Source organism: Pseudomonas sp. SIMBA_068 (assembly GCF_046534705.1).
GTDB lineage: Bacteria > Pseudomonadota > Gammaproteobacteria > Pseudomonadales > Pseudomonadaceae > Aquipseudomonas > Aquipseudomonas putida.
Genome location: NZ_JAWRYI010000328.1, coordinates 1 through 285, shown reverse-complemented (window position 1 = coordinate 285; position 285 = coordinate 1). Strand labels below are relative to the sequence as shown.

Here is a 285-nt window from a genome sequence, read left to right as displayed (position 1 = left end):
CGACACTGAAATCTCTGACACATGTCCTGCGTACGATGAAGAAGCCCGTTCTCTGGCGGTGGTCATAAAAAACCGTAACGGCCTGCATGTACGTCCGGCCTCCCGGCTGGTTTATACCTTATCGACATTTAATGCCGATATGTTGCTGGAAAAAAACGGCAAATGCGTCACACCAGAGAGTATTAACCAGATTGCGTTACTACAAGTTCGCTATAACGATACGCTGCGCCTGATTGCGAAAGGGCCAGAAGCTGAAGAGGCACTGATCGCTTTCCGTCAGCTGGC

Annotated in this window: 1 protein-coding gene; it reads left to right on the top strand. The window is 50.2% G+C overall.

Going from position 1 to position 285, the window contains the following annotated elements; all coding sequences use genetic code 11:
* On the top strand, nt 1-285 hold a 285-nt coding region (locus SB756_RS29390; protein ID WP_410913079.1), incomplete at both ends, for an HPr family phosphocarrier protein.